The organism is Burkholderia sp. Ax-1720, assembly GCF_011753035.1.
GTDB lineage: Bacteria > Pseudomonadota > Gammaproteobacteria > Burkholderiales > Burkholderiaceae > Burkholderia > Burkholderia gladioli.
Window position 1 is genome coordinate 51,920 of sequence record NZ_VWWK01000004.1, and the last position, 17,072, is coordinate 68,991.

19 protein-coding genes are annotated in these 17,072 nt (G+C 69.5%); 7 read left to right on the top strand and 12 right to left on the bottom strand.

Features of this window, described 5'->3' with window-relative positions:
- Window positions 1–46 precede the first annotated feature (46 nt).
- The gene (locus F3J18_RS02340; protein ID WP_166911129.1) at window positions 47–631 is read left to right on the top strand and encodes a TetR/AcrR family transcriptional regulator; all 585 of its coding nucleotides are present in this window, start codon (window positions 47–49) and stop codon (window positions 629–631) included.
- A 49-nt stretch (window positions 632–680) separates the two neighbouring features.
- Here F3J18_RS02340 and F3J18_RS02345 read toward each other — a convergent pair whose 3' ends face one another.
- Complete coding sequence (locus tag F3J18_RS02345; protein WP_345891823.1) at window positions 681–1,775, bottom strand: aldehyde reductase; 1,095 nt, start codon at window positions 1,773–1,775, stop codon at window positions 681–683.
- Window positions 1,776–1,784: 9 nt separating this feature from the next.
- Between F3J18_RS02345 and F3J18_RS02350 the strand changes: the two genes are divergently transcribed.
- Window positions 1,785–2,273 (top strand): helix-turn-helix domain-containing protein, encoded by a 489-nt coding sequence (locus F3J18_RS02350; protein WP_240154612.1) that lies wholly within the window; start codon window positions 1,785–1,787, stop codon window positions 2,271–2,273.
- 28 nt (window positions 2,274–2,301) lie between these two features.
- Here F3J18_RS02350 and F3J18_RS02355 read toward each other — a convergent pair whose 3' ends face one another.
- A complete protein-coding gene (locus tag F3J18_RS02355; protein ID WP_166911133.1) occupies window positions 2,302–3,513 on the bottom strand; it encodes an NAD(P)/FAD-dependent oxidoreductase in 1,212 nt (403 codons plus the stop codon).
- On the bottom strand, window positions 3,506–4,219 hold the full coding sequence (locus F3J18_RS02360) for an SDR family oxidoreductase (protein WP_166911135.1): 714 nt from the start codon (window positions 4,217–4,219) through the stop codon (window positions 3,506–3,508). The genes F3J18_RS02355 and F3J18_RS02360 overlap by 8 nt, the downstream gene beginning before the upstream one ends.
- Before the next feature lie 115 nt (window positions 4,220–4,334).
- Between F3J18_RS02360 and F3J18_RS02365 the strand changes: the two genes are divergently transcribed.
- The gene (locus F3J18_RS02365; RefSeq protein WP_166911137.1) at window positions 4,335–4,931 is read left to right on the top strand and encodes a TetR family transcriptional regulator; all 597 of its coding nucleotides are present in this window, start codon (window positions 4,335–4,337) and stop codon (window positions 4,929–4,931) included.
- A 56-nt stretch (window positions 4,932–4,987) separates the two neighbouring features.
- Here F3J18_RS02365 and F3J18_RS02370 read toward each other — a convergent pair whose 3' ends face one another.
- From F3J18_RS02370 to F3J18_RS02400, 7 genes are all read right to left on the bottom strand, one after another.
- The gene (locus tag F3J18_RS02370) at window positions 4,988–5,452 is read right to left on the bottom strand and encodes a MarR family transcriptional regulator (protein ID WP_166911139.1); all 465 of its coding nucleotides are present in this window, start codon (window positions 5,450–5,452) and stop codon (window positions 4,988–4,990) included.
- Window positions 5,445–6,215, bottom strand: a complete 771-nt coding sequence (locus tag F3J18_RS02375; RefSeq protein WP_166911141.1) for an SDR family NAD(P)-dependent oxidoreductase — start codon at window positions 6,213–6,215, stop codon at window positions 5,445–5,447. Before F3J18_RS02375 ends, F3J18_RS02370 begins: the two co-directional genes overlap by 8 nt.
- Before the next feature lie 86 nt (window positions 6,216–6,301).
- Complete coding sequence (locus F3J18_RS02380; protein ID WP_036040109.1) at window positions 6,302–7,243, bottom strand: SDR family oxidoreductase; 942 nt, start codon at window positions 7,241–7,243, stop codon at window positions 6,302–6,304.
- Window positions 7,240–8,115 (bottom strand): SDR family NAD(P)-dependent oxidoreductase, encoded by an 876-nt coding sequence (locus tag F3J18_RS02385; protein WP_166911143.1) that lies wholly within the window; start codon window positions 8,113–8,115, stop codon window positions 7,240–7,242. Before F3J18_RS02385 ends, F3J18_RS02380 begins: the two co-directional genes overlap by 4 nt.
- Before the next feature lie 132 nt (window positions 8,116–8,247).
- On the bottom strand, window positions 8,248–8,826 hold the full coding sequence (locus F3J18_RS02390) for a TetR/AcrR family transcriptional regulator (RefSeq protein WP_013698404.1): 579 nt from the start codon (window positions 8,824–8,826) through the stop codon (window positions 8,248–8,250).
- A 151-nt stretch (window positions 8,827–8,977) separates the two neighbouring features.
- Window positions 8,978–9,868: a dihydrodipicolinate synthase family protein gene (locus tag F3J18_RS02395; protein WP_025096692.1), complete on the bottom strand. Its 891-nt coding sequence runs from the start codon at window positions 9,866–9,868 to the stop codon at window positions 8,978–8,980.
- 64 nt (window positions 9,869–9,932) lie between these two features.
- Window positions 9,933–10,715, bottom strand: a complete 783-nt coding sequence (locus F3J18_RS02400; protein WP_013698406.1) for an aldolase — start codon at window positions 10,713–10,715, stop codon at window positions 9,933–9,935.
- A gap of 148 nt (window positions 10,716–10,863) precedes the next feature.
- On the opposite strand from F3J18_RS02400, the gene F3J18_RS02405 reads away from it, so the two are divergent.
- Window positions 10,864–11,442, top strand: coding sequence for an XRE family transcriptional regulator (locus F3J18_RS02405; protein WP_025096691.1), 579 nt, complete (start codon window positions 10,864–10,866; stop codon window positions 11,440–11,442).
- Window positions 11,443–11,714: 272 nt separating this feature from the next.
- Complete coding sequence (locus tag F3J18_RS02410; protein WP_025096690.1) at window positions 11,715–12,308, top strand: NAD(P)H-dependent oxidoreductase; 594 nt, start codon at window positions 11,715–11,717, stop codon at window positions 12,306–12,308.
- Window positions 12,309–12,317: 9 nt separating this feature from the next.
- Here F3J18_RS02410 and F3J18_RS02415 read toward each other — a convergent pair whose 3' ends face one another.
- Complete coding sequence (locus F3J18_RS02415) at window positions 12,318–13,181, bottom strand: LysR family transcriptional regulator (protein WP_166911145.1); 864 nt, start codon at window positions 13,179–13,181, stop codon at window positions 12,318–12,320.
- Window positions 13,182–13,286: 105 nt separating this feature from the next.
- Here F3J18_RS02415 and F3J18_RS02420 point away from each other — a divergent pair, with 105 nt between their 5' ends.
- On the top strand, window positions 13,287–14,486 hold the full coding sequence (locus F3J18_RS02420; protein WP_166911147.1) for an N-acetylglucosamine-6-phosphate deacetylase: 1,200 nt from the start codon (window positions 13,287–13,289) through the stop codon (window positions 14,484–14,486).
- Between the two features lie 178 nt (window positions 14,487–14,664).
- A complete protein-coding gene (gene zwf, locus F3J18_RS02425; RefSeq protein ID WP_025096687.1) occupies window positions 14,665–16,140 on the top strand; it encodes a glucose-6-phosphate dehydrogenase in 1,476 nt (491 codons plus the stop codon).
- A 145-nt stretch (window positions 16,141–16,285) separates the two neighbouring features.
- Here zwf and F3J18_RS02430 read toward each other — a convergent pair whose 3' ends face one another.
- Window positions 16,286–17,023 (bottom strand): SDR family oxidoreductase, encoded by a 738-nt coding sequence (locus F3J18_RS02430; protein WP_205195260.1) that lies wholly within the window; start codon window positions 17,021–17,023, stop codon window positions 16,286–16,288.
- Between the last annotated feature and the right edge of the window lie 49 nt (window positions 17,024–17,072).

Genomic DNA, 17,072 nt, shown 5'->3' on the forward strand with positions numbered 1-17,072 from the left:
TAAATATACGGAGGATATCTCCGCTTATCAACGGGAATTTTCGAGGGTGACCCAGGACAAGGAAAACGGCGTGCCGGCCCGCAAGCCGCGCGCCGACGGCGAACGCAATCGCCAGCGGCTGATCGAGGCGGCCAAGACCGTGTTCGCGGCCAAGGGCTCGAGCGCGAGCCTCGACGAGATCGCCCGCACAGCCGGGGTCGGGATCGGCACGCTGTACCGCCACTTCCCGACGCGCGACGCCTTGATCTCGGGCCTCTATCGCAACGAGACGACGCAGATGGCCGAGGCCGCCACGCGGCTGGCCGACACGCACGCGCCGGCCGAGGCGCTGCGCCAGTGGCTGCTGCTGTTCGTCGACTACATGGCGACCAAGCACGGCATGGCCGAGGTGCTGAACTCGGTGACGGGCGGCGTCGGCGCGCTTTACGCGGATTCGGCCACCTGCATCCTCGGGGCGCTGCAGGATCTCGTCGACCGCGCCACGGCGAGCGGCGAGATCCGCCTCGGGCTGGCGCCGATCGACGTGCTGCGCGCCATCGCCGGCGTGGGCACCGTGTCGAGCGAGCCGGGCTGGGAGAAATCGGCGCGCCAATTGGTGGACATCATCATGGCGGGAATTCGCGTGCGCTGAATCGGTTGCGTGGTCGGCGTCGATCGCGCGCCCCATCGCGACTCGTGGTTCAAGGCCGCCGCTTCAACAGATCGAAGCGGATCAGGCTTTGCGCGCTCGCCACCAGCGCCTCCTGCGCCGGGCGAGGTGCCCAGCCCAGCCATTCACGCGCCTTGTCGCCGCTGGCGCGACGCACGATACCGAGTTGCGGCGCCATGGCCCGCATCGCGGGCGACACCACGCCGAGCGCGCGCACCGCGAGATCCGGCAGGCGATGTCGCGGCACCCTGCCCGCGGCCGCGCCGAGCCGGCGCCGCAGGATCCCGGCCACCTCATGCAGGCTCAGCACCGGCCCCGATACCGCGATGAAGCGCTGCCCGTTCGCCCGCGGATCGCGCATCGCCCGCAGATGCAGGTCGGCGGCATCGCGCACGTCGACCACGCCGAACGCCAGCCTCGGCACCGCCGGCATCGCACCATCGAGCAGCGCCTTCAGCAAGCCGATCGAACTCGAATAATCCGCGCCCAGTACCGGGCCGAAGATCCCCACGGGATTCACCACCGCCAGCTCCAGCGCCCCGCCCTCGGTCTCGATGAAATCCCAGGCCGCGCGCTCGGCCAGCGTCTTCGAGCGGATGTAGGGCGTGACGTCGGGGCCGGCCAGGTCGGTCCAGTCGCGTTCGGTGCAAATCGCCTCGCGCGCGCCGTGCCCGTAGCCGATCGCCGCGAACGAGGAGGTCAGCACCACGCGCTTAACGCCCGCCTCGCGCGCGGCGCGCAGCACACGCAGGCTGCCGTCGCGAGCGGGCCGGACCAGCTCGTCCTCGTCGCGCGGTGGGCCGCCCGGGAACGGCGAGGCGATGTGCAGCACGTATTCGCACTCGCGCATCGCCTCGGCCCAACCCTCGTCGCGCATCAGATCCGTGACGGCGAATTCCAGCCCTTCGTCGCTTTGCGCGCCGCCCGCCGCGATCATCGCCCTCACCATCGAGGCTCGATCAGGATCCCGAATCGTCGCCCTTACCCGATATCCCTCGCGCAACAACTGCACGATCGCGTGCGCGCCCAGAAATCCCGATCCGCCTGTCACCAGCACCCGATTCATCACGCTCCCTGTGGTCCCGTTTCGATGCCGCGATACATGAAGTACGCGAGCTGCTAGCATCCATTCTCGATGTCGGGCGAATTCCCGCAAGTACGATGTTTCAAGATACCGAGTATGGAAAACCAGACCATTGAGCGGCTGGAAGGCACGGATTGCCCGGATACCTGCGTACCGCAGGCCCGGACCATCGCGCGTTTCCAGGCCAGCATCGAAGCGGTGGCCGGCAAGTGGAAGATCGGCATTCTCTGCGCGCTGCTCGACGGCAAGCTGCGCTTCAGCGATCTGCGCCGCGCCCTGCCCGGCATCACCCAGCACATGCTGACGGTGCAGTTGCGCGACCTCGAAGCCAACGGGCTGCTGACGCGCACCGTCCACGCCGAGGTGCCGCCGCGCGTGGAATATGCGTTGACCGCGGCCTCGCTGGCCCTGCTGCCCGTGTTCCGCTCGCTGCGCGACTGGGCCGAGATCCACGGCGATGCGCTGCTGGCGCGCGGCGCCGAACCGAAAGCGCCGCGCAAGAACGCGGCGACACGGGAGAGAAAAGCGCGGCGGGATTAGACGGGGCGCCCTGGCGGGCAGCTCGTCTTCACTCGCCGGTCTGCCCACGCAGATAGGCCACGATGCCGGCCGGCGCATCGGGCGCGATCATCAGGTCCTGAGATGCCAGCGTCGCCTCGATTTCCGGCGCCATCCGCGCCAGCATCGCGCTTTCGTAATCGGCCAGCGCGGCCTCGATCGAGGCGAAACGATCCGAGCCCAGCCGTTGCGCGAGTTCGAACGCGTCGAGCATGGCGTGATTCGCGCCGCGTCCGGTGAAGGGCGGCATGATGTGCGCGGCATCGCCGAGCAGGGTTGCGCCGGTCGCCGGCAGCCACTGCTGCGCGGCCGGCATGCAGTAGAGCGGCCAGCGCTCGAAACCCGGTTCGGCATTCGCCAGCAAGCCGGCAAGCGTTGGCGACCAGCCGGAAAATTGCGCGAGCAGGTCCCGACGCACGCGCGCATCGTCCTGCCAGTCATAGGTGTCGCGCGCGCGCCAGCTTTCCTCCACACGCAACACCGCATAAACGCGGATCGTGCCGTCGCCATTGCGCTGCGCCATCAGCGCGCGATCGTCGCCAAGCGCCATCAGGCTGCCGCTGCCCACCAGGCCAGCGATCTCGGGATGCCGCAGATCGGCGTCGACGAGCCGGGCCTGCACGAAGGTCACGCCGCTGTAGACCGGCACCGCGGCGCTGCGCAGCGGGCGCACGCGCGACCAGCCGCCATCGCAGCCGAACAGCAGATCGGCATGCGCCGTCCCGCCCTGCACCGCCTCGCCTGGCGCGAACGCCAAGCGCCAGCCGCCCCCTTCGGCGCGTTCGACGCCGTCGAGCCGCGCATCCCAGATCACCGTCCCGGGCGCGAGCGAATCAAGCAGCAAGTCGCGCAGCGCGCCCCGGTCTATCTCGGGCTGCGACTGTGCCTCGTGCTCGGCAAGGGTTTCGACCTGCACGACAGCATGCCGGTCGAGAATCCGCGAGCACTGTCCATCGGGCCTCGCCCGCGCCCGGAAGGCATCGCCCAGGCCTGCCTGCCGCAAGGCGAGCTGCCCCGAATCCTCGTGCAGGTCGAGCGACCCGCCCTGCCCTCGCATCCGCCGCGAAGCGTCGCGCTCATAGACGCGCACATCCGCGCCGCGCATCTGCAGCAGCCGGGCCAGGGTCAGGCCGGCCGGGCCGGCACCGACGATCGCGATGCGTCGGCCGTGCAGCAAGGGCGGCACGCCGGAAGGCGCAACCCGTCGATTCGCCTCAGACATGCGCCATCCCTCCGTCGACGGTCAGGTCGGCGCCGGTGGTGAAGCTCGCCGCGGGCGAGAGCAGGAACAGCACCGCCGAGGCGACTTCCTCGGCCCGGCCCCACCGGCCCATCGGAATCAGCCGCTCGACATAGGCACGGATCTCGGGATTGGCGCTCGCCGTTTCGGTCAGCGGCGTCTCGATCGGCCCCGGCGACACCACGTTGACGCGGATGCGCCGCGCCATCAGTTCAGGCGAGGTGCCGGCGTTGCGCGCGAAGGCGCGGATGAAGCCCTTGCTGCCGGCATACAGCGGATCGCCCGGTTGACCGGCACGCCCCGCCACCGAGCCGACGAACACCACCGACGCTCCGTCGGCGAGCCAGGGCAGCGCATGCACGAAGCTGAAGACCGCGCCCTTCACGTTGACATCCATCAGCGCGTCGTAGCCGGCCGGATCCAGTTCGCTGATCTCGATGCCGGGGGACACGCCGGCATTGATCACCAGGCCATCCAGGCGGCCGTGGCGTGCGCCCAGCTCGCGCATCAGGCCGGCAATCGCGTCGGGACGCGACACGTCGACCGGCAGGCATTCACCGCGCCCGGCCAGTTCGGCCTCGACGGCCGACAACCTGGCGGCGTCGCGACCGGTCGCGAGCACCTGGGCGCCGGCATCGGCAAGGCGCAGCGCCACGGCGCGGCCGATGCCGCTGGAGGCGCCGGTCACCAGGATGACCCTTCGGGAAAGATCGGAAGATTCGGATGCTGCTAAGGAAAAGGCTGGCGTCATGGTCGGACTCATGTTATCAACAGGCGTTGATATCCTAACCATCCCAAGATAAATGTCAACGACTGTTGATAAAAAATCCAGCGCGCCCCGTGCGCCTCGTTTATCGGCCGCGCAAAGTCGCGAACGCATTCTCGACGCCGCGCGCCTGGCCTTCACGCGCGCCGGCTACGACACGGTCGGCGTGCGCGAGATCGCGGCCGAAGCCGGGGTCGACCCGGCCATGGTGCCGAGGCTGTTCGGTTCGAAGGAGAATTTGTTCGCGCTGATCGCCGACCAGGCGTTCGGGCTCGAGCCCGCATTCGAAGGGCCGCCCGACGGGCTCGGCGAGCGGGTCGCCCGGCACCTGCTCGGGCCGCTCGATACAGCCGAGCCGGAAGGTTTCGACGAATTCGCCTTCCTGCTGCGCTCGGTCGGCAGCCCGGCCGCCGCGCCGATCCTGTCGGCCGCGCTTCATCGGGACTTCGTCGCGGCATTGTCGGCGAGGCTCGGCGGTGCCGATGCCGAGGCGCGCGCCGCGCTGATCACGGCCTACGTGCTCGGCTTCGCGGTGCTGCGCGCGGGGCTGGGTTCGCCGGCGCTGGAGGCGGCGCAAGCCGAGCTGATCGCCGCCAAACTGGGGGCGGCGATCCAGGCTTGCGTGGACGGCTAGCGCAAGTTGCCCGGCAGCGGGTGATCGGGCAGGCCTGCTGCACCGCCTCGTCCGGATCAGGCCGACGGCTCGCCCTCGCCCGCCAGCCGCGCCGCCACGGCGACGATCACGGCCCGTTCATGCGCATCGAGATGATCGAGCAGATGGCGGCGCACCGCGCCCGCATGCACGGGCCGCGCCGCCGCGATCCGCTCGCGCCCGTCCACGGTGATGAGCACCAGCACGCCGCGCGCCTCGTCGGCCTGCCGGCGGACCACCAGTTCCCGCGCCTCCATGCGCGTGAGTTGATGCGAGAGCCGGCTCTTGTGCCAGCCCAGCGAGAGGGCGAGATCACGTTGCGCGAGTTCGCCGCCGCCGAGATCCTCGAGCCGCGACAGGATGCCGAAGTCGGCGCCCGACAAGCCCGTCTCGCGCTCGATCTCGGCGCCCACGCGCGCCAGCGCCTGTTCGCTCAGATGCTTCACCGCGCTCCAGACCGCCAGTTCGTCCGCCTGCAGGCGTGCCGTCGTTTTCTTACTCATAGTGCTTCACGGGAAAACGTCCCGCGATGGTGTCGAACATCGCACGATAGCCGGCTTTCGCCGCCTCGAACGCCGCGCTCGCGGTCGGGCCGTAACCGATCTCGTCGGCGTCTCCCGCCACCAGGGCAGCGAACACGGCATCGCAGTAGACCTCGAGGTCCACGCCATGCGCGGCACCGTCACCCGCCAGCGAGGTGCGCACGGCAGGCGGAATCAGCTCGACCACCGAGCAGGCGGTGTGCCGCAAGGCGAAGCGCAGGTTCATCGTGTAGCTGTGCAAGGCGGCCTTGCTGGCGCTGTAGACAGGCGCGAACGGTTGCGGCACGTAGGCACCGCCCGAGCTGACATTGACGATCGTCGCGGCACGGCGCTCGCTCAACAGCAAGGGCAGCAGCAGATGGTTCAGGTGGATCGGCCCCGACAGCAGCGTGTCGATCTCGGCCTGGCGCTGCGCCCAGGGCGCGTCGTCCTCGGCCAGGCCTACCCGGCGCTGGATGCCGGCGTTGTTGATCAGCACGTTCAGCGCGGGCATCGACTCGCGCACTTGCGCGGCAAGCGCCTCGCGCGCGCAAGGATCGGCGATGTCGCTGGCCACGATATCCAGCCCCGGATGGTCGGCCGCCACGCGTTCGAGGCGGGCGCGATCGCGGCCGGTGATCGTGACGCGCGCGCCGCCTTCGAGAAAGCGCCGCGCAAGACCGAGACCGATGCCGGCGCCGCCACCGGTGATCAGGACACAGGCCGCTTCGATATCAATCGACATGATGCTCCCCCTTCAAGTTGATACGACAACCTGAAATATAGAAACACCAGGTTGTCACGTCAACTCAAAAATCCGGGGCTCGACGATCACGCCGGCGGCCAGCTCACGCCGGTCAGGCGCTCCGACTCGGCCCACAGCCTCGCCGCCACCTCGCGATCGAGCGCGGCCGCGCCGATCCTGGCCGGCCCGACCGGCCCGCGCAGCTCGAACACATGCCGTGGTCCGTAATACGCGCCGGGCCGCGCATCGGGCGAGGTCGCCGCGAACAGGGTGGGCAAGGCGCCGCCGGCTGCCGAATGCGAGATCAAGGGTCGCACGCCGGCCATCAGCGCCCGCGCGATCACCGCGCGGCGCACCCCGCCCAGGTTCGGCCCGGCACTCTGCAGGCCGGTGCGCGCGAAGCCGGGATGCGCCGAGGTCACCGTCAGCCCCCAGCCTCGCGCCTCGCTGCGCCGCTGCAACTCGAAGGCGAACAACTGCATCGCCAGCTTCGATTGCGCATAGGCCTGCCAAGGATCGTAGCGGCGCGTCCATTGCAGGTCGTCGAAGTGGATCGCCGCGCGCAGGCGATGCGCGAGGCTGCCGACCACCACCACGCGTGGCGCCGCGGCACGGCGCAAGGCCGGCAGCAGCCGCGCGCTCAGCGCGAAATGGGAAAGGTAGTTGGTGCCGAACTGCAGCTCGAAACCGTCCGCCGTGGTGTGCCGCGTCGGCGGTGTCATCACGCCGGCATTGTCGATCAGCAGGTCGATCGCCGCGTCGCCGGATTCGAACGGTTCGGCAAAGCGGCGGACCTGATCGAGACTGGCGAGATCCACGCGCCGGTATTCGACCTCGGCGCGCGGATGCGCGGCGCGAATCCGGCGCAAGGCCTCGGCACCCTTCGCGTCGTCGCGCCCGGCCAGCAACACGCGAGCACCGGCACCGGCCAGGGCCAGCGCGGTTTCCAGGCCGATCCCGCCGGTCGCGCCCGTCACCAGCGCAAAACGGCCGCGCTGGTCGGGGATGTCGGAAACGCGCCAGCTCATTGCCGCCTCCGCAGCGCGTCGAGCCCTTCGGGCAGCTTCGCGTCGTCGAATTGCGTGGACAGCGTGGTCGCGCGCCAGCGCGCGGCCTCCTCGGCGCGCTCCGCCTCGGCCTGCTCGGCGACATACAGCGCATCGCCGCCGAGCAGCAGGCGCGCCGGTACGTCCTCGCGCCGCGACAGCTCGACGATCAGCGCCGCGATCCGCGCCGGATCGCCGACCTCGTGCCCCGCGTAGGCGTCGAGCAGGGACAGCACCTGGCCCACCGAGGGCGCGTAGTCGGGCAGCAGGCCGTCGATACCCTGCCTGGCCTGCGCGGCCCAGTCGGTGCGCATGCCGCCGGGTTCGAGCGTGCACACGCGCACGCCGAACGGCGCGACTTCCTTGCCCAGCACGTCGCTGAAGCCGCCCACCGCCCACTTGGCGGCCTGGTAGGCGGACAGGCCGGCCGTCGAGCTGCGCCCGCCGACCGACGACACCTGGAACACATGGCCCGCGCGCTGCGCACGCATCACCGGCAGGGCCGCGCGCGTCAGATTGACGACGCCGAACAGGTTGGTCTCGACCTGGTCGCGAAAATCGGCCGGCGCCATCTGCTCGAACGGCGCGGTGTGGCCATAGCCGGCGTTGTTGACCAGCACGTCGAGGCGGCCGAAGGCGCTGCGCGCAAGCTCGACCGCCCGCGCGGCGGCGGCCTCGTCGGTCACGTCGAGCTCGACCGGCAGCAGATGATCGCCATGCCGGCGCTGCAGATCCGCGAGCCGCGAGGGATCTCGCGCCCCGGCCACCAGCCGGTCCCCCGCCGCCAGCACCGCTTCCGAAATCGCGCGCCCAAGCCCTCGCGCGGCCCCCGTCACCAACCAGACTTTCGACATGCCTGACTCCTTTCAATGAAATGAATGATTACTCACTCATTAATATGCGGGATACGAGGCCCGATCGACCTTCGTATCCCGCCAGATTCCGTGACCGGCGGCGCAAGCATCCATCGCGCCGCCCCGCTGCCCTCAATGCGCCTGCAAGGCCGCCCAGACCGCCTGGAAGCCGGCCTCGCGATAGGCTTCGTGCCGCCCCGGCTCCTGGGCGATGAAATCCATGGTGGTTTCCGCCATCGACGAGAACAGCGCGCCGCAGAACGCGAGCCGCTGCTCCTGCGGCAGCCCATCAGCGTTCGCCAGTTGCTCGCGGAAGATGTCGCGCACGGCGCAGAAGCCCTGCGCGCCGGCCACGCGATTGGCCTCCTCGATGCGCCCGCTGATATCGAGCTGGCGCATCGCGCGCCTTCCATCGGGATCGGCGACGCCCCACGACACATAGGCGTTCCAGGCATGCCGGGCACGTTGCTCGGCACTGCCCTCGAACGGGAACTCGCCCATCATCGCGGTGCGCAGCCCGTCTTTCAGATGCAGGTACAAGGCATTGAGCAGCGCGTCCTTGCTCTCGAAATAGGTGAACACGGTGCCCTCGGCCACGCCCGCGAGTCGCGCGATACGCGCCGTGGTGGCGCTCGCGCCATGTTCGGCCAGCGCGCGCGCCGCGGCGTCGAGGATCGCTTCGTGTTTGTCGAGACTGCGGGGACGTGCCAAAACCTTGCCGCCTTTAAATGAGTGATTGCTCAATCATAGAGATCGGCGCTTTCGCGCGCAAGCGAAAATTCTCCCCTTCATTCATCGGAACAATCAGGCCGGATACGCCGGCGCCGCGCTCGCCATGACGGCTCGCGCGGCGTCGGTTCGCTCAGGCGGCGAGCCGCGCGAGCAGTTCGCCGAGTTGCCTGGTGCCGATCTCCGCCAACGGTTGCAGCGGCAGGCGCGGCTCACCCGCCTCGAAGCCCTGCACGCGCAGCCCTGCCTTGATGGTGGTCGGCAGGCCGCCCTTCAGGATGAAGTCGAGCAGCGGCAGCTGGCGATAGAACAACTCACGGGCCCGCGCGAGCTCCCCCGCCACCACGGCCTGGTAGAGCGCCAGCGTCAGTTGCGGGATCAGGTTCGGCGCGGCCGTGCACCAGCCCGTCGCGCCGGCGCAGAACGCCTCCAGCGCGAGCGGATTGCTGCCGTTGTAGAACGGGATGGCGTCGTCCGAGATCTGGCGCAGCGCATGCATGCGCTGGATGTCGCCGCTGCTCTCCTTGACCATCGTCACGTTGCCGATCTCGCGCACCAGCCGCGCGATGAAGGCCGGCTGCATGTCGATGCCGCTCGTGGCCGGGTTGTTGTAGACCATCACCGGAATGCCGATCGCCTCGGCGATGCTCGCGTAGTGGCGGAAGATCTCGGCCTCGCCGAGCTTCCAGTACGAGATCGGCAGCACCATCACCGCGTCGGCGCCGGCCTGCTCGGCGAAGCGCGCGCGCCGCACCGCGTTGCGCGTGGTCAGGTCGGAGATGCCGACCACCACCGGCACGCGCCGCGCCACCTGGGCGATCGAGGCCTCGGCGGCCTGGTCCCATTCCTCGTCGTCGAGATAGGCGCTTTCGCCGGTGCTGCCGAGCGGCGCGATCGCGTGCACGCCGGCCGCGATCAGCCGTTCGATGCCGGCGCGCAAGGCGGCGCTGTCGATGCCGCCGGTCTGCCGGTCGAACGGCGTGACCGGGTACGCGATGATGCCCTTGAACGATTGCGATGCCATCTGCGGGTTCCTCGTTGGGAGTGCTATCTAATGAAGTGCGAAAAATGCGATCCAGCGTCCCGGCTCAGGCCAGGCAGTCGCGATGCGCGCGCAGGGCGCGGCGCGCGTAATAGTCGAAGGTGACGGCATGGCGCTTGGGCGTGGTGATCCAGTCGTGCGCCTCCCTGGCCAGCGCCTCGGGAATCGGCCGGATCGTTCCGGCGGCCTGCGCCAGCAATTGCAGGCGCGCCGCGCGCTCCATCAGCAGCGCCAGCACGCAGGCCTCCTCGATGGTCTTGCCGGTCACCAGCATGCCGTGATGGGCCAGCAGCACGGCGCGCTTGTCGCCGAGCGCGGCCGAGATGATCTCGCCTTCCTCGTTGCCGACCGGCACGCCGGGCCAGGTCTCGAGGAAGGCGCAATCGTCGTGCAGCGGGCACATGTCCATGTGCGAGACCGCCAGCGGCAGCTCCAGCATCGACAGCGCCGACACGTGCACGGGATGGGTGTGGATGATGCAGTTGACATCGGGCCGCGCGCGATAGATCCAGGTATGGAAGCGGTTGGCCGGGTTCGGGATGCCCTCGCCGCCGATCGTCTTCAGGTCCTGGTCGACCAGCAGCAGGTTCTGCTCGGTGATCTCGTCGAAGCCCTGCCCGAAGGGCTGGGTGTAATAGGTGTCGCGATCCTCGGCGCGCGCGGTGATCTGGCCCGCGAGCCCCGAATCGTGGCCGCCATCAAATAGAATGCGGCAGGTCAGTGCCAGTTTCTGTCGAGGCGACCAGTCGCGCGACGACAGCGCGGTATCGAGTTGCTGGTGCGAGCGGGCGACCAGCTCGGATTTCGACAAGTGCAGGGTTTCAGGCATTCCGGTTCTCCTGGTTGAGCGGCCGTGGCAGCGGCGGACATCGGGTGATCGAGAGCAAGGACAAGGAAAAGGACAAGTCGCCGAGTACACGACGGGTAGTATATGACACATCGTGTCATTTGATGCCGAATTTTTTGGAGAGATACGCGTGGGCGCCATTCGCCTGAAGTTGTTGCGCAAGCAGCTTGGTTTGAGCCTGCAGGACCTGGCCGAGCGCGCCGGCCTGACCAAGAGTTACCTGTCGAAGGTCGAGCGCGGCCTGAGCACGCCCTCGGTGGCGGTCGCGATGCAGCTGGCCACCGCCCTGCATGTGGAGGTCGGCCAGTTGTTCGCGTCCGACGAGGACGAGAAGGCGATCACGGTGGTGCGCGCCGGCGAGCGGATCCGCATGGGCGGCGGCAGCGAGGACGGCGCCTCGGCCGGCTACGAGGTGATCGCCGCCGAGGCGGGACGCAAGCGCCTGCTGCCCTTCATGCTGCAACCCCGGCATGATTTCTCGTCCTCGGAGTTTCGCGAGCACGCGGGCGAGGAATTCCTGTTCGTGCACAGCGGCAGGATCGAGATCGATTTCGCCTCGCAGAAGGTCACGCTCGGCACCGGCGACGCGGTGTATTTCAATGCGCAGGTGCCGCATCGGATCCGCTCGCTGGGCGCGAGGACAGCGCAGGTGCTGCTGGTGATCAGCGGCGACGAACTGTCGGCCGCGGAGCAGCACGCGGCCGACTGAGCCGCTGCCGGCCCCGGCGGCCGGAACCATCGCATGCGCGCGCCGCGCCCGCCGGCGCGCCGTCTCCCCCGCTTTCACGAGCCTGATCGCCGGTTCGCCCCGCCCTGGATTTTTGTGCAGCAGGCTCGGCGAATCCTGCAGCCGCGTCCGTGAGCCCCGCCGAATAATGGCCCTGCATCGACACGCCGCCCGCCGGCCCGGCGCGCCTGGGCGCCCCGGCAACGGGCAGCCGGCATCCCGCCAGCCGATCCGCAGAAACCGCCATCGACATCATGAAACACACCCTGATCATCAACGCATCCCAGCACTACCCGGGCTGGGCCAACGGCACGCTGAACCGCACCATGGCCGACACCATCCGCGAGGAAATGACGCGACACGGTCACGAGGTCGAACAGACCGTGATCGAAAACGGCTACGACGCCGGGGAGGAAGTGGAAAAGCACCTGCGCGCGGACCTGATCGTGCTGCAGACGCCGGTCTACTGGTTCGGCGCGCCGTGGATCTACAAGAAATACGCCGACGAGGTGTTCAACGCCGGCCTCGCCGACCAGCGCCTGCTGGCCGACGACGGCCGCACCCGCAGCGACCCGTCGAAGCAATACGGCACCGGCGGGCGCATGCAGGGCAAGCGCTACATGCTGTCGCTGACCTGGAACGCGCCGCGCGCCGCCTTCGACGATCCCGACCAGTACCTGTTCACCGGCCGCTCGGTCGACGACGTGTTCATCGCCAACACCACCAATTACCGCTTCTGCGGTGCCGAGATCCTGCCGGCCTTCTCCTGCTTCGACGTGATCAAGGCGCCGCGCGTGGACGAGGACATCGCGCGCCTGCGCGAGCACCTGGCGCGCGTGGCCGCCTGAGCGGCCCGCTCAGCCCAGCACCATCTCGACGAAGCGCTGCGCCGGCAGCGGCACCTCGCCGAGCCGGTGCGCGATGCCGAGCTCCCACTTGCGGCGGCTGGCCGGCACGTAGCGCAAGGTCACGCCCTCGATCGAGAAACGCGCGACCGAAGCCGGCACCAGCGAGATGCCCTGCCCCGCGGCCACCAGCGCCTGCACCGCATGGAACTCGCCGGCTTCCTGCACGATCCTCGGCCGGATCCCGTGATGTTCGTACAAGGCCATCACGGCCGCATGGAAACCGGGCGCGCGATCGCGCGCGATCAGCACCAGCGGCCGCTCGCCCACGCTCTTCATCGACACCGCCCGATCGGCCAGCGGGAAATCCCGCGGCAGCACGAAGGCGGGATAGTCGCTGGCGAGCCGATGCTGGCGCAGCCGGCGGTCTCGCGTCAGGCGCATGAAGGCGATGTCGAGCGAGCCGTCGGCGAGCGCTTTGGCCTGCTCGATCGACGGCATGTCGCTCACCTGCACGCGCACCTCGGGATAACGCTCGCGAAACGCCGGCACGGTGGTGGCGACCAGGTCGATCGCCCAGGAACCGAAGCCGATCCGCAGCTCGCCCAGCTCGCCGGCCGCGATGCGGCGCCCGCGCTCCAGCACCGCATCGGCGTGCTCCACCAGCCGGCGCGCTTCCTGGGCGAACAGGCGGCCCAGCTCGGTCAGTTGCGCGCCGTGCCGGCCGCGCGAGAACAGGCTGCCGCCGAGCTGCGCCTCGAGCTTGCCGAGCTGGCGGCTCAACGCCGGCTGGGACAGGTTCAGCAGCGACGAGGCGCGGCCGAAATTCGGCGTCTCGACCAGGGCCAGGAAGGCGCGGAGCAGGTTGATTTCCATGCGCGAAACGTATCACGGTGCGCCATAAATGTCATTGGACGCATCGATCGGCAAGCCGTGTAATGAGCGCTCCTCCACTTCCGCGCCCCGCTTGCCGCTCGCCCGATGAACAATATCCTCACCGCCTCCGGCTGGGCCTTCGGCCTGCTCGAAACCGGCGCCGACGGCCGGATCGCCGCGATCCGCGCCAGGCCGGTCGGCGCGCCCCTGCCCGGCTACGGCTACCTGCTGCCGGGTTTCGTCGACCTGCACGTGCACGGCGCGGGCGGGGTCGACCTGATGGACGGCGGCGAGGCCGCGCAACAGGTGGCCGCCTCGCTCGCGGCCAGCGGCACCACGGCCTTCCTGGCGACCACCATGACGGCGCCGGAAGCCGAGCTGCGCGAGGCCACCGCCGCGATCGGCCGCGTCGAGCGCCGCGAGCGCCCGGCGCATTGCGCGCGCCTGCTCGGCGTCCATCTCGAAGGCCCGTTCCTCAACCCCGGGCAGCTCGGCGCGCAGCCACCGCATGCGCGCCGGGCACGGGACGGCGAGATCGACACGCTGCTCGCGCTCGCCAGCGTGCGCCTGGTGACGCTCGCGCCCGAGCTGGAGGGGCAGCTCGACACGATCCGCCGGCTGGTCCGGCGCGGCATCCGCGTCCAGCTCGGCCATTCGACCGGCAGCTACGAGCAGGGCGTGGCCGCGCTGCAATGCGGCGCGAGCGGCTTCGCCCACCTGTTCAACGCCATGAGCGGGCTGCATCATCGCGCCCCGGGCCTGGTGGGCGCGGCGCTTGCCCATGCCGAATACGCCGAGATGATCCCCGACCTCGCCCATCTTCACGCCGGCGCGATGCGCGCCGCGCTGCGCGCGATCCCCCGGCTCTATTGCGTGAGCGACGCCTGCGCGGCCACCGGCATGCCCGATGGCGCCTACCGGCTGGGCGCGCAGCGCGTGTTCCGGCGCCCGGGCCAGGCCGGCGCGCGGCTCGCCGACGGCCGGCTGGCCGCCAGCACGCTGACCCTGGACGCGGCGCTGCGCAACCTGGTGAAGCTCGGGCTGTCGATCGCCGACGCCTCGGACCGCGTCTCGCGCTTTCCGGCCGACTTCCTCGGCCTGCCCGAGCGCGGCCGGCTCGCGCCCGGCGCCTGGGCCGACACGGTGCGCCTCGATCCGGAACTGCGCGTGGAGGCCGTCACCATCGAGGGACGCACGGTGACGCGCGCGGCACCCTCGCGCCGACAGCCGCCCGAAAGCCGGCCGGAAAGGTGGCCCGAAAGCCGGCCCGACCCGCAGCCCTGCACCGAAGCCGGGCATGTTTAGCCGCCAGCCGCGCAACAAGCCGCTGAACGGCGTGTTTCGGCATTTGCGCTGCCCCATTGCGCAACGCGAATGCACGGAACCCGCCAAAACCGTGCACACTTAGCACTTTCCGCTGCACCGCGGCACCGGTGCATCAGCCGTTCGTTCAACGCTCATCGACTTTGACCGCGAACCACCCATGACGAATCAGCACAACCAGCCCGCACAAGACCAACCCGTCGACATGATCATCTTCGGCGGCGGCGGCGACCTCGCAGCACGCAAGCTGCTGCCCGCGCTCTACATGGCGCACCTGCACCGCAACCTGCCGGCCGAGACGCGCATCATCGCGGTCGGCCGTCGCGACTGGGGCATCGACGGCTACCGCAAGTTCATGGAGGAGCAATCGCGGCCCTTCATCGACGGCAAGGCCTTCGACCAGCAGGCCTGGGACCGCTTCCTGGACCTGTTCCAGTACGTGCTGATCGACGTCAACGAGGCCGGCGACTACCAGCGCCTGGCCGAAGCCTCCCGCAAGGAAGCGATCCGCGTGTTCTACCTGTCGACCTCGCCGGAGCTGTTCACCACCATCTGCGACAACCTCTCGAGCGCGGGCGTGCTCAACGAGCGCTCGCGCGTGGTGCTGGAGAAGCCGCTCGGTCACGACCTGGCCTCGGCCCAGGCGATCAACAACGACGTCGGCCGCCATTTCGCGGAATCGCAGATCTACCGGATCGACCACTACCTCGGCAAGGAAACGGTGCAGAACCTGATGGTGCTGCGCTTCGGCAACCCGATCTTCGGGCCGCTGTGGCAGGCGCCGTACATCCGCAGCGTGCAGATCACGGTGGCCGAGACGGTGGGCGTGGGCAGCCGCGCCGGCTTCTACGACCACACCGGCGCGCTGCGCGACATGGTGCAGAACCACCTGCTGCAGCTGCTGTGCATCGTCGCGATGGAGCCCCCGGTCTCGCTGGACCCGGACGCGGTGCGCGACGAGAAGCTGAAGGTGCTGCGCTCGCTGCGGCCGATGACGCCGGCCGACATCGCGCGCGACACGGTGCGCGGCCAGTACGCGGCGGGCGCGGTGGACGGCCAGCCGGTGAAGGGCTACCTCGAGGAGGACAACGTGCCGCCCGACAGCCGCAACGAGACCTTCGTCGCGCTGCGCGCCTACATCAACAACTGGCGCTGGGCCAACGTGCCGTTCTTCCTGCGTACCGGCAAGCGGCTGCAGAAGCGCCAGTCGGAGATCGTCATCGAGTTCGCCGACCTGCCCTTCTCGATCATCCCCGACGGCCCGCGCCACTACAGCAACCGCCTGGTGATCCAGCTCCAGCCGGAAGAGTCGATCCAGTTGCAGATGCTGGCCAAGGAGCCGGGCAGCGGCATGAACATGGTGCCCGTGAGCCTGAACCTCGACCTGCAGCAGGCGATCCCGGAACGCCGCGCCGAAGCCTACGAGCGCCTGCTGATCGACGTGATCCGCGGCCGCCTCACGCACTTCATGCGCCGCGACGAGCTGGAAGCCGCCTGGGCCTGGATCGAGCCGATCCTCGACGGCTGGCAGCAGCCGGGCGACCGGCCGCGCCTCTACACGGCGGGCACCTACGGGCCGGCCGCCTCGTCGGCCTTGCTCGCGCGGGACAACATGTCCTGGGCCGAGGAGGCCTGAGCATCGGCGGCCGCCGAAGGCCGCCGCCCGATCCGCTGCGTCGATCGACCAGCCGGCCCGTCGCGGCCGGCTTTTTTACGTCGTCGTTCGTTTAGGATCGCCAATCGTGTGCGGCAAGCCGCGCCAGGTCGCGCACGCGCGCCGCCTAGATCGCCATCCCGCCGTCGATCGTCAGGCTCGAACCCGTCATGTAGCTCGATTCGGCGCTGGCCAGCCAGGCCACCAGCGCGGCGATCTCGTCGGCGTCGGCGGCGCGCTGCAGCGGGATCCGCGAGCGGATCGCCTCGATGTGCTCGGCCGTCATGTCGGTGACGGTCGGCCCCGGCTGCACGTTGTTGATGGTGATGCCGCGCGGCGCGAGATCGACCGCGATGCCCTTGACCATCACCGCCACCGCGGCCTTGGTCATCGAATAGACGCTCGAGCCGGGATAGTTGGTGCGCTCCGCCGTGTTGCTGCCGATCGTGACGATCCGGCCGCCCTGCTGCAGATGCCCGAGCGCGGCCTGGATCGAGAGGAACACGCCGCGCACGTTGACGGCCAGCATCTGGTCCAGGTCCTCGACGGAAAATGCCGCCACGTCGGCGATCCGCAGGATGCCCGCGTTGACCACCACGATGTCGAGCCCGCCGAAGGCAGCCGCCGCCTGGTCGGCCGCGGCGCGGATCTCCTCGGCACGGGCGCTGTCGGCGCGGATCGCCAGCGCGCGACGCCCCATCGACTCGATCTCGGCAACCACCTCGGCCGCCTTGTCGGGCGCCGACACATAGGTCAGCGCGACGTCGGCGCCGTGGCGCGCGAGCCGACGCGCGATCGCCGCGCCGATACCGCGCGAACCGCCGAACACGATGGCACGGCGTTGCTGCAAGGGACTGGTATTCATGCTGCGCTCCTTTCTGGATTATTTAGTCAAAAACTGACCAAAAAAATGC

Bases quoted from the DNA above. Each gene is read 5' to 3' on its own strand.
- F3J18_RS02365 (WP_166911137.1), top strand. From the start codon at position 4,335: ATGTCAACGACTGTTGATAAAAAATCCAGCGCGCCCCGTGCGCCTCGT.
- F3J18_RS02370 (WP_166911139.1), bottom strand. From the start codon at position 5,452: ATGAGTAAGAAAACGACGGCACGCCTGCAGGCGGACGAACTGGCGGTC.
- F3J18_RS02375 (WP_166911141.1), bottom strand. From the start codon at position 6,215: ATGTCGATTGATATCGAAGCGGCCTGTGTCCTGATCACCGGTGGCGGC.
- F3J18_RS02385 (WP_166911143.1), bottom strand. From the start codon at position 8,115: ATGTCGAAAGTCTGGTTGGTGACGGGGGCCGCGCGAGGGCTTGGGCGC.
- F3J18_RS02395 (WP_025096692.1), bottom strand. From the start codon at position 9,868: ATGGCATCGCAATCGTTCAAGGGCATCATCGCGTACCCGGTCACGCCG.
- F3J18_RS02415 (WP_166911145.1), bottom strand. From the start codon at position 13,181: ATGGAAATCAACCTGCTCCGCGCCTTCCTGGCCCTGGTCGAGACGCCG.
- F3J18_RS02430 (WP_205195260.1), bottom strand. From the start codon at position 17,023: ATGAATACCAGTCCCTTGCAGCAACGCCGTGCCATCGTGTTCGGCGGT.
- zwf (WP_025096687.1), top strand. From the start codon at position 14,665: ATGACGAATCAGCACAACCAGCCCGCACAAGACCAACCCGTCGACATG.
- F3J18_RS02355 (WP_166911133.1), bottom strand. From the start codon at position 3,513: ATGTCTGAGGCGAATCGACGGGTTGCGCCTTCCGGCGTGCCGCCCTTG.
- F3J18_RS02420 (WP_166911147.1), top strand. From the start codon at position 13,287: ATGAACAATATCCTCACCGCCTCCGGCTGGGCCTTCGGCCTGCTCGAA.
- F3J18_RS02350 (WP_240154612.1), top strand. From the start codon at position 1,785: ATGTCGGGCGAATTCCCGCAAGTACGATGTTTCAAGATACCGAGTATG.
- F3J18_RS02345 (WP_345891823.1), bottom strand. From the start codon at position 1,775: ATGCTAGCAGCTCGCGTACTTCATGTATCGCGGCATCGAAACGGGACC.
- F3J18_RS02400 (WP_013698406.1), bottom strand. From the start codon at position 10,715: ATGCCTGAAACCCTGCACTTGTCGAAATCCGAGCTGGTCGCCCGCTCG.
- F3J18_RS02380 (WP_036040109.1), bottom strand. From the start codon at position 7,243: ATGAGCTGGCGCGTTTCCGACATCCCCGACCAGCGCGGCCGTTTTGCG.
- F3J18_RS02410 (WP_025096690.1), top strand. From the start codon at position 11,715: ATGAAACACACCCTGATCATCAACGCATCCCAGCACTACCCGGGCTGG.